At 45.8% G+C, this 9,379-nt stretch carries 11 protein-coding genes; 7 read left to right on the forward strand and 4 right to left on the reverse strand.

Annotated features, from left to right (window positions below):
* Nucleotides 1-89 precede the first annotated feature (89 nt).
* Both D8Y20_RS03665 and D8Y20_RS03670 read right to left on the reverse strand, forming a co-directional pair.
* Nucleotides 90-752, reverse strand: a complete 663-nt coding sequence (locus D8Y20_RS03665; protein WP_121541687.1) for a DUF3800 domain-containing protein — start codon at nt 750-752, stop codon at nt 90-92.
* Between the two features lie 49 nt (nt 753-801).
* Nucleotides 802-1,824: an integron integrase gene (locus D8Y20_RS03670; RefSeq protein WP_121541688.1), complete on the reverse strand. Its 1,023-nt coding sequence runs from the start codon at nt 1,822-1,824 to the stop codon at nt 802-804.
* 129 nt (nt 1,825-1,953) lie between these two features.
* On the opposite strand from D8Y20_RS03670, the gene D8Y20_RS03675 reads away from it, so the two are divergent.
* The 4 genes from D8Y20_RS03675 to D8Y20_RS03690 all read left to right on the forward strand — a co-directional run bounded on the left by D8Y20_RS03675 (nt 1,954) and on the right by D8Y20_RS03690 (nt 3,789).
* Complete coding sequence (locus tag D8Y20_RS03675) at nt 1,954-2,535, forward strand: hypothetical protein (protein ID WP_121541689.1); 582 nt, start codon at nt 1,954-1,956, stop codon at nt 2,533-2,535.
* Nucleotides 2,536-2,703: 168 nt separating this feature from the next.
* Nucleotides 2,704-2,997, forward strand: a complete 294-nt coding sequence (locus D8Y20_RS14005) for a type II toxin-antitoxin system RelE/ParE family toxin (protein ID WP_121541690.1) — start codon at nt 2,704-2,706, stop codon at nt 2,995-2,997.
* Between the two features lie 9 nt (nt 2,998-3,006).
* A complete protein-coding gene (locus D8Y20_RS03685) occupies nt 3,007-3,324 on the forward strand; it encodes a HigA family addiction module antitoxin (protein ID WP_121541691.1) in 318 nt (105 codons plus the stop codon).
* A 171-nt stretch (nt 3,325-3,495) separates the two neighbouring features.
* Nucleotides 3,496-3,789: a 4a-hydroxytetrahydrobiopterin dehydratase gene (locus D8Y20_RS03690; protein WP_121541692.1), complete on the forward strand. Its 294-nt coding sequence runs from the start codon at nt 3,496-3,498 to the stop codon at nt 3,787-3,789.
* A gap of 127 nt (nt 3,790-3,916) precedes the next feature.
* On the opposite strand, the gene D8Y20_RS03695 is transcribed toward D8Y20_RS03690, so the two are convergent.
* Together D8Y20_RS03695 and D8Y20_RS03700 are read right to left on the reverse strand one after the other, a co-directional pair.
* Nucleotides 3,917-4,882, reverse strand: coding sequence for an SPFH domain-containing protein (locus D8Y20_RS03695; protein WP_121541693.1), 966 nt, complete (start codon nt 4,880-4,882; stop codon nt 3,917-3,919).
* On the reverse strand, nt 4,882-5,325 hold the full coding sequence (locus D8Y20_RS03700) for an NfeD family protein (protein ID WP_121541694.1): 444 nt from the start codon (nt 5,323-5,325) through the stop codon (nt 4,882-4,884). The genes D8Y20_RS03695 and D8Y20_RS03700 overlap by 1 nt, the downstream gene beginning before the upstream one ends.
* A 411-nt stretch (nt 5,326-5,736) precedes the next feature.
* Between D8Y20_RS03700 and D8Y20_RS03705 the strand changes: the two genes are divergently transcribed.
* From D8Y20_RS03705 to recQ, 3 genes are all read left to right on the forward strand, one after another.
* Nucleotides 5,737-6,408 carry a spermidine synthase gene (locus D8Y20_RS03705; protein ID WP_121541695.1) on the forward strand — a complete coding sequence of 224 codons (672 nt, stop codon included), beginning with the start codon at nt 5,737-5,739 and terminating at the stop codon, nt 6,406-6,408.
* A gap of 165 nt (nt 6,409-6,573) precedes the next feature.
* Entirely contained in the window at nt 6,574-7,143 is a 570-nt protein-coding gene (locus tag D8Y20_RS03710; protein ID WP_121541696.1) for an outer membrane beta-barrel protein, read from the forward strand.
* A gap of 155 nt (nt 7,144-7,298) precedes the next feature.
* Nucleotides 7,299-9,140: a DNA helicase RecQ gene (gene recQ / locus D8Y20_RS03715; protein ID WP_121541697.1), complete on the forward strand. Its 1,842-nt coding sequence runs from the start codon at nt 7,299-7,301 to the stop codon at nt 9,138-9,140.
* Nucleotides 9,141-9,379: the final 239 nt, after the last annotated feature.

Raw genomic sequence — 9,379 nt, forward strand, 5'->3', positions numbered from 1 at the left:
TTTTCAATTAAAAGGTTCCACCCCGGTAACAAGAGCTCATGGAGCTCTTCCTCTTCGGAGGATAGCCGGGGTGGTCGCATTTTTAACATTTAATAAAACTCCGCATTACCATTCCTGAACACATTCCATTCAGCATCAATGCTTGCGCTAATGATATCATATGATCGAACATCTCCTCGCGACCACTTGCGATAAATTGCCCAGTTACAATAATCTACGACCTGTAAGTTCAAGTTAGATTTTGATTGGTGATGATAAATGCGGTAGGTGATTCCTTCATTCAATAACGCTTTAAGCACCGTCTTCACACCTTTTTCCATCGCTTTTTTCTTCTTGGCTACAGGCATCACATCGGTAAACAATATCACCCGTTCATAGTCTTTGCCGTGTACATGTTTCTTCACAACCCAATTCATCAGCATGTTAAACACATGGGTATAGAATGTACTTTCTTCCCGCAGTGAGGGGTTCACTTTGTTTTTCTGCACAATCATCGAACAGACCTGCACATGATCCAAATTTTCCTGAACGACTGAAAACACCTTGTTGCGCACAGCCTGCTTATCTTCAGTGGCATGAAAATATTCTATGTTGATGCCCTCTTCCAGCAGATCATAGCGAAGCGTTCGTAACTTATCGTAACTTGGGAATGGACGCTCTTCGATTAGGCATGTAAGCATAAAATATTCAGTACCGCCCGATGAAAAATCGAAATTCCCACCCTCATCAATAAACAGGTATAAGGTTTTCATTTAAGGCTATCCCGGTGACGATTAACAATGCGCTGGCGCTGTTCTTTTTTCATCCGCCAGGACTCTGTAACGAATCAAGCGGGCTCACAACCGCACCCAGGTTCTGCTGCAACACATGCGTGTAGATTTCAGTCGTTTTCACATCTGCATGACCGAGCAGTTTCTGTACTACCCGAATATTTGTGCCTGATTCCAGCAAGTGCGTAGCAAAAGAATGGCGCAAGGTGTGTGTGGTCACCCGCTTGTTAATATCCGCCTTGCTGCGTGCGCTACGAATAGCCTTTTGTAAGCCCGACTCATTGACATGGTGGCGGCGTATCTCCCCACTTTGAGGGTCTTTGGATAATGATTTGGATGGAAACACATATTGCCATTCCCAAGATTTTGGCGCACTGGGATATTTCTTAGCCAACGCCCCCGGCAACCAGACATTGGCATGACCTTCGCACAAATCGGTTTCAAACATTCCCCGCACTTTGAGTAGATGCTGTCGCAGTTCATCGCGCACTGAGACGGGTAATAATGTAGTGCGATCCTTATCACCTTTGCCAGTCCGAATCGATAAATAACCATTGGCAAAATCAATATCCTGCACACGCAAACGCAATAGCTCCATCAGACGCAAACCGCCGCCATACATGATGCGCGCCATCAACAAATGATCACCTCGCAAACTGTCAAAGATAAGGCCGACTTCTTTCACACTAAGAACGACAGGCAAGCGCACACGCTTTTTAGAACGAATCGCAGAAATATCGTCTGTGAACGGCAAATCCAGCACTTGTTTGTATAAAAATAACAAGGCATTGAAAGCCTGATTTTGTGTCGATACAGCAACGTTCTGATTGACCGCTAAATCGCTCAAATAGGCCTCGATCTCGTGCTTCCCCATATCCTTTGGGTGTTGCTTGTGATGAAAATAAATATAGCCCTTAATCCAACGCACATAAGCCAATTCAGTTTTTCGCCCATAATGATGATAGCGCAAAACCTCACGCACCTGATCCATCAGCCGAATAGATGTTGGCCTAAACTTTGACTTTTCGTTGACCTTTGATGGATACGACGGCAATCTGGCTCCTTATTCCTTGTTTCAACAGTAATATCCAATAGCAAGGAAATCAAGGCCGTATATAGGAGCGTAATAGATGGAAAACCAAGCCTGTTATTACGTTAGTTAGGTTTATCGAAGGAGAAGCACATGGCATGGATTGAACGAGTCTTGAAAACGCACAAGCCGTCGGATAAAGAAGCCAGCATTTATGGCGTGCTTTTGTTTACAGACACGCATGCGCACGTCAAGAAAGTCGTTTATGACGACGATTACTGGCGCGCGCTAGATGAAATATCTGGTGATTTATGGCCAATTTTTTGCACCCGAGCAGAACCGGGAACATATGTAATGCCATCGCCACCCCCAGGAATATTAGCGATGATGGTTCCCGTATGGGAGGAACCGAGAGCAAATAAGGAGCTATTAGAGGCCTTCGAGCTCGAAAACACTGAAAAACTTCCTTGTCTTATTGTGTTCGCTAGAGAACAGCACGGTAGTTACTTGAAGAATGTAATGACGATTAAAGGGAGCACTGAACAAGAGGCTTTCAACTCAATGAGTGCTCACATCCAAACAGTATCGGATGCTCTAAAAGAAATCTCACCTAAGAACCTAAGGAATCCGCTGGGTGTGCATTCAGCGACGTCGCTTGCCATTACGCATGCAGAAGACTGGGAATTGATCAAAAATGGCGTGAAACTTTGGCAATGGTTTAAATCGATTAAATGAACCTAACAAATAGTTCCAGCGGACCCCGAACACTCCGCGCCTTTTTGCGAATGCCTTCGGCATTTTTTCGCAAAAAGCCTCTCCGTGTTCGGTGCCGCTGAACTAGGCGTTATGCACACAAACATTCGTAAAACTTGAATAGCATGATGTCCATGCTATCATGTCACTATGATCGTATCATTTAGAGATCAAGCTACGGAAGACATATTTAATGGCTTCAACTCAAAATTAGCGCGAAAATCTTGCCCTAGAACGCTTTGGCGAGTCGCCACCAGGAAGTTGGATCAACTCGATTCTGTCCTATTATTGGAGGAATTGAAGATTCCACCGGGCAATAGACTGGAAAACCTGTCTGGAGACAGAAAAGATGAGTGCAGTATTCGCATCAATGAGCAATACCGAATTTGTTTTATATGGGGTGAAACAGGCCCATACAACGTAGAAATAACGGACTATCATTAGAGGTGAATCATGATACGTATTCCAAGTGACAGAGAGCCTACCCACCCAGGCGAAATGCTTCGGGAAGAATTTCTTATTCCTATGAATATCAGCCAGCGCGACCTTGCTGATGCAATCCATGTGCCCTATCAGCGCGTCAATGAACTGGTCAATAAAAAAAGAGGTATTACCCCAAGTACTGCTCTTCGTTTGGCTAAGTTCTTTGGAATGTCAGCTGATTTTTGGCTTAATATGCAAATGCGATGGGAGCTTTTCAAAGCAAAAAATACAGAGGCGACTGAACTGAATGCCATTCAAGACTATCAACATGTTCAGAAAATCGCCTAACCAAAGGTGGATTCAAGTTGTAAGTGCACCACTTTTGGCTGAATTTGAGCAGCGGGGCCAGATCAGGATTCTCTCTTGCTCACAATAGCTCCGCAGATGAAAACACATAACACAGCTCGCTCCCCCCATTGCTGCGAACAATATAAGGCAATACCATAGAGGAAATAAGCAATGGCATTAGTAAAAGCAAGCAACACAGAGATTCAAGCGTTTATCAGTACATATCATTGCTGGTCTGTTGAAAACAACAAACTACATCGTGAGTATATATTTAATGATTTCGTACAGGCATTTGGCTTTATGACAGAAGCAGCACTGATTTCTGAATCCACAAATCACCATCCCGAGTGGTTTAACGTATATAAGAAAGTGACTGTCGATTTAACTACACATGAAGCTGGCGGAATTACCGAACGCGATTTCTCACTGGCAATGAAAATGGAAGAAATAGCCTCAAAAAAATAGAGCGTTCACGCGGAATCGCTTCAGGGCCAGGTCTATCATTGATGCATAGCAGGCAATGGCCAGGCTACTGAATTCAGGAAACACAACACCACCCAGCAGCCTACCATGACGTTTTTCACACCCTCTTTTATTTCGACCCGAACAATTCTTTAATGCCACCGATAGCACCCAGCGTGGCTGTTGCGTCAATCGGCATAAATACGGTCTTGTCGCCTTCACCAGCGGCACCAACCGTCTTGAGTGTGTCCAGATAACGGATCGCAATGAGGTACTGACTGAAACCCTCATCACCCAAAGCTTCTTTGAGCTTATCCAGCGCGGCCTTTTCACCATCAGCTTCAAGAATACGTGCTTCACGATTACCTTCAGCCACCAGAATCGCGGCCTGCTTTTCACCTTCGGCTTTGAGAATATCCGATTGACGAGAACCTTCTGCTTCCAAAATAGATGCGCGTTTATCACGCTCTGCCCGCATCTGTTTTTCCATCGCCGCCTGTACTGCGTCAGGTACGTTCAAATCCTGTACTTCCACACGCTTAACTTTGGCTCCCCAGTCATCAGCGGCCTGATCCAGCGTAATCTGCAAGCGTGCGTTGATGTCTTCACGTGATGAGAGTGTTTTATCCAGTTCCATCTCCCCAACCAGACTACGCAGGGTAGTCTGGCCAAGTTTCTCAATTGAATTTGGCAGGTTGGCGATGCGATACACTGCATCATGCGGATTGGTAATTTCGATATAGAGCAACGCATTGATCTGGATGCTCACATTATCGCGTGTAATCACTGTCTGTGATGGAAAATCCAATACAGTTTCCCTGATATCAATGCGCTTGACGCTGGTTAGACTTGAATAGGCAGAATCACCAGCGTCACCCAATAAACGACCCAATGCGCCACCTGACGCAGGCGATTTCCAGATAAATTCACGTGGTTGATCAAGAAAAGGTACAATGAAGTTGATACCTGGCATTAATGTCCGACTATAATTACCCAAGCGCTCAATCACCATGCGCTCTGAGTTACGAATTACCACCACGCCTTTAAAAACTATTACAACGACCACTACTGCGATCGCAATCATTACCATATCCATCAGTTATTCTCCTTAAGTTTGGCGACAAACAGCGTACTACCATTGACGCCAATAATAATCGCCGGTTCACCAGCTTGTAGTCTGTCTTCTGATTCAGCTTCCCATGTCACCGTTTTATAATCCACACGACCGCGCGGTGAAACGTCTTCAACCACTTTCACCTGTTTACCTACCATAAATGAGATATTATCAATTTCTTCATCACCACCTTTGGAGCGCAGGAAATATAACAGCCCCGTCGCCGCAGCCGTTGCCAATATGAAAACCAGCCACTGTGCCTGCATCGACAGCTCGGTCATTGAAGCCGCTATGCCTACGACCCCTGCACCGGCAGCTAATGCCAACAGATAATAAGAACCCACCAGTATCAACTCGACTACTGCAATCACACATCCTGCCAGTAGCCATAAATGCCAAACCTCTAATCCCAACGATTCAAACATGTAACCTCCTGATCGATTTTAAAGCATAGTCATAATGTCCAAATGTAACAACATGGCCTCCTGTGATCCTAGGCCAAGTTCTTTAAATATTTAACCGTCCGCGTCTATAGCATTTGTGCGTCCTGCACGTCACAGGTTTACCCTATGTCGTACGTAAATGTTGTCACCTTGGCGCAAAGAAGTCATTACAATGATCAAAAAATTGTAATATAACAGAATAGTAAAACATGAGGATTGCATCTGTTTTTGTCTTTACTTTGCGAAACTCTGCGTACTCTGCGGTAAAAATGCTGAACAGTGATACTAAAACACAGGATATTTTACTACGATTGCCCTACCTATGCCCCCTCACTCATTAAAACCGCCCCCACCAAACTTGCGTAGATCACGGCCAAGTGGACACTTGCCGACATGATACCTTTTCGACTACTCGATACAGCTACAGAACATGGTGCAACCTTGAAACTATATCAACGCGGTATGGATTTCTCGATCCGAGTCGATCAAGCCGGCGACCTGATGAATTCACGCATGCATAATTCGGAAGATGTGCTGGCCGAGCTGGCCTGCAAGCCCATCGCAAAACGTAAAAATGCCCATGTGCTGGTCGGTGGCCTTGGTATGGGGTTTACGCTGGCTGCCGCACTTTCCAATACAGGCCCAACAGCGACTGTTTCCGTTGCAGAACTGATGCCTGCCGTCATACGCTGGAATTATGAATATCTGGGTATTCTGGCCGGCTCACCTTTGGAGGATGAACGTGTAAAGGTGATTGAAGGTGATGTCGGTAAAATCATGTTTGAGCATAAAAATAGCTTTGATGCCATCATGCTGGATGTCGATAATGGCCCGGACGCTTTTACTATTGATGACAATGATTCCCTCTACAGCCTGCGCGGTCTTAACAATGCCTTTGATGCATTGAAACCCGGTGGCGTCCTCACGGTCTGGTCGGGGTTTTCATCCCCCAGCTTCACACAACGCTTAATGAAAATCGGCTTTGATGTGAAAGTACATAGTGTGCGGGGCCATAAAAATCAGGCCAATAACCGACACACCATCTGGGTTGCTATTCGCACGTAGTTCATACCATTTAATGGTAATTCTCCCTTGATGCAAACTGAAATGATACGAAGTGCAACACCCCCACAAGGTAAGCCGTAGCCGTTCATACCATAGCCGACAGTAGAACGGATTTGCGCTTATGCATTATACGGCGATAATGTCGGAAAAATTTGGAGGATCACCATGAAAAAAATACTTTTGATGACTACGGCTCTGCTATTAACACAGGCCAACGCGGCCCAGGCTATTGAAATTGAACCTTATGCGGGCATAGGACTTGGTATTTTTGAACTCGAACCTGGAGCAAACAAAAAAACCACCATCGGTGGCTTTGGTTTTGTAGGCGCGAACCTGCATGAATATTTCGCTACAGAATTTCGCGTCGGCACAACTGGCGCAGAACAGCGCGAAGAACGTACGATTGTACTCAGTGAAGAATTTCAGGTGAACTGGTTTGTATCCGCATTTGCCAAACCTAAAATTGAAGTTGCCGACGGTTTCGATCTCTATGCTTTGGCGGGATTCAGCACCGTCAACGCCAGCCATACCCCTGCCAATTCACTCATTAAAACCACAAAAAGCAGTACTGGATTCAGCTATGGTCTAGGTGGTACTTACCGCTACAATGACAGATTCACTATTGGTATGGAATGGGCTCGTTTTTCCACCAAAGCTGACCTGGCAACAAAAAACACCTCATTTAGCGGCCTGGATGTAAACGGTTTCACCACCACATTCGCTTATAACTATTAATCATTAAGGATATGCTGAATACATCAGCGCTTTCTTAAGTAACTATTTGTCAGTAATCAACGGTCATCTGCTCAGGCAGGTGGCCGTTTTTATTTCTCCCTCGTTTCGCTTTCGCTGTAAGTGACAGGCCATCGCAGTTGATAGATACTCGCTTGATGGATCAGCACATGCCGCAAGCCCGTCACATTTTACAGTCCACCTTCGGTTACGATGATTTTCGTCATCATCAGGCAGATATTATTGAAGCCATCATCGATGGTCAGGATGTATTAACACTGATGCCAACAGGTGGTGGAAAATCTATCTGTTATCAAATACCTGCACTTGTGCGCAGTGGCACTGCAATTGTCATATCACCGCTGATTGCACTCATGCAAGATCAGGTTGATGCATTGCAACAACTGGGAATCAAGTCTGCTTTTTTGAATTCCACGCTCCATGCCAGCGAACAGCGTGAGATCGAGGAAGCATTTATCCATGGTGCATACGATCTCATTTACATGGCTCCTGAACGGCTACTCAACAGCTATACCCTGAACCTCATCGACCGCTGTGAGATATCGCTATTCGCTATTGATGAAGCGCATTGTGTGGCCCAGTGGGGTCATGATTTCCGCAAAGAATATCAGCAGTTATCCATGTTGCATGAGCGCTATCCCAACGTACCACGCATAGCACTTACTGCGACTGCTGATGAGCGCACCCGCATTGAAATCATTGAACAACTGGCCCTGCAGCAGGCGCATCTGTTCATCAACAGTTTTGATCGCCCCAATATTCATTATGCCATCAACGATCTGGGGAATGGCCGTGAAGAACTATTGAAATTCATCAAGGAGAATCACCCTGATGATGCCGGCATCGTCTACTGCCTGAGCCGTAAAAATGTTGAGACCACAGCCGAGTGGCTCAATAAAAAAGGCCGCACCGCCCTGCCCTATCATGCCGGTCTTCATCAGGATATACGTCAAGAGCATCAACAACGATTCCTGCGTGAGGATGGCTTGATTATTGTTGCTACTATCGCTTTTGGCATGGGTATTGATAAGCCCGATGTACGCTTTGTAGCCCATATGAATTTACCGAAAAACATCGAATCCTACTATCAGGAGACTGGTCGCGCTGGCCGTGATGGACTGCCATCCAATGCATGGATGAATTATGGCCTGAAAGATGTGATCAATCTGCGCCTGTTCACCCAGAACAGTGATGCCGATGAGCTGTTTAAACGCATGATGCTGCAAAAGACCGATGCTATGCTCGGCCTGTGTGAGCTCACCAGTTGCAGACGTCAGGCTGTGCTGGCCTATTTTGGTGAGACCTTAGAAAAGCCATGTGGCAATTGCGATAACTGCATCAATCCACCAGAAACATGGGATGCCACCATCGCCACGCAAAAAATACTCTCCTGCATCTATCGTACCAAGGAGCGCTTTGGTGCCCAATACATTATCGATATCATGCTCGGTAAAGATGACGAGCGCATCAAAGCCAATAATCATGATCAACTGAGTACCTTTGGCATTGGTCAGGAACATAGCAGCCCGGAATGGCGCGGCATATTCCGCCAACTGGTTGCACACGGTTATCTGGCTACCGATGTGGAAGGCTATGGTGTACTCAAACTCACACCCAAAGCATGGCCCTTACTTAAACGCAGTGAATCGCCACAAACCGTGATGTTAAGAAAACTGAGTAAAGCATCAAAAGTGAAGAAAAAGAGAAGCAGCTCATCATCCAATGCAGCAGTCAGACGCTTCGCTCAGGATTTATCGACGCATGATCAGGAGCTGTTTGAACAACTGCGCCAACTACGCAGCACACTGGCTAAAGATCAGAATGTACCGCCCTACGTTATTTTCCCGGACAAAACACTGGTAGAGATGGTCATCGCCAAACCCGGCAGCGAATCCCAGATGCTGGAAATTTCAGGCATCGGCGAAGTCAAATTTAGCAGGTACGGTGAAGCTTTTCTAAATGAAATAATGAATAGATAGCTCACGACTTAAGTCATACAGGGCATTCAGTACTCCTTACCCTTCACCCCTTAAACAATCGCTGATCAACCATATCTGAGTGCTAATCAACCGCTGCCGGGGTGCGATCAACATCAACCAGATAATCACCACGTAGCCAGTTACGGCCGAGCAATACGCGATAATGCATATTGATGCGCGACTTCAATGTAAACAGCACCGTTTTTTCATAACCGCGCCAACGCACCGTTAATGGAACC

The sequence above is a fragment of the Mariprofundus sp. EBB-1 genome (assembly GCF_003665155.1).
Classification (GTDB): Bacteria; Pseudomonadota; Zetaproteobacteria; order Mariprofundales; family Mariprofundaceae; genus Mariprofundus.

Coding starts and splice junctions, on each gene's coding strand:
- D8Y20_RS03665 (WP_121541687.1), bottom strand. CDS start 752: ATGAAAACCTTATACCTGTTTATTGATGAGGGTGGGAATTTCGATTTT.
- D8Y20_RS03675 (WP_121541689.1), top strand. CDS start 1,954: ATGGCATGGATTGAACGAGTCTTGAAAACGCACAAGCCGTCGGATAAA.
- D8Y20_RS14005 (WP_121541690.1), top strand. CDS start 2,704: ATGATCGTATCATTTAGAGATCAAGCTACGGAAGACATATTTAATGGC.
- D8Y20_RS03685 (WP_121541691.1), top strand. CDS start 3,007: ATGATACGTATTCCAAGTGACAGAGAGCCTACCCACCCAGGCGAAATG.
- D8Y20_RS03690 (WP_121541692.1), top strand. CDS start 3,496: ATGGCATTAGTAAAAGCAAGCAACACAGAGATTCAAGCGTTTATCAGT.
- D8Y20_RS03695 (WP_121541693.1), bottom strand. CDS start 4,882: ATGGATATGGTAATGATTGCGATCGCAGTAGTGGTCGTTGTAATAGTT.
- D8Y20_RS03700 (WP_121541694.1), bottom strand. CDS start 5,325: ATGTTTGAATCGTTGGGATTAGAGGTTTGGCATTTATGGCTACTGGCA.
- D8Y20_RS03705 (WP_121541695.1), top strand. CDS start 5,737: ATGATACCTTTTCGACTACTCGATACAGCTACAGAACATGGTGCAACC.
- D8Y20_RS03710 (WP_121541696.1), top strand. CDS start 6,574: ATGAAAAAAATACTTTTGATGACTACGGCTCTGCTATTAACACAGGCC.
- recQ (WP_121541697.1), top strand. CDS start 7,299: ATGGATCAGCACATGCCGCAAGCCCGTCACATTTTACAGTCCACCTTC.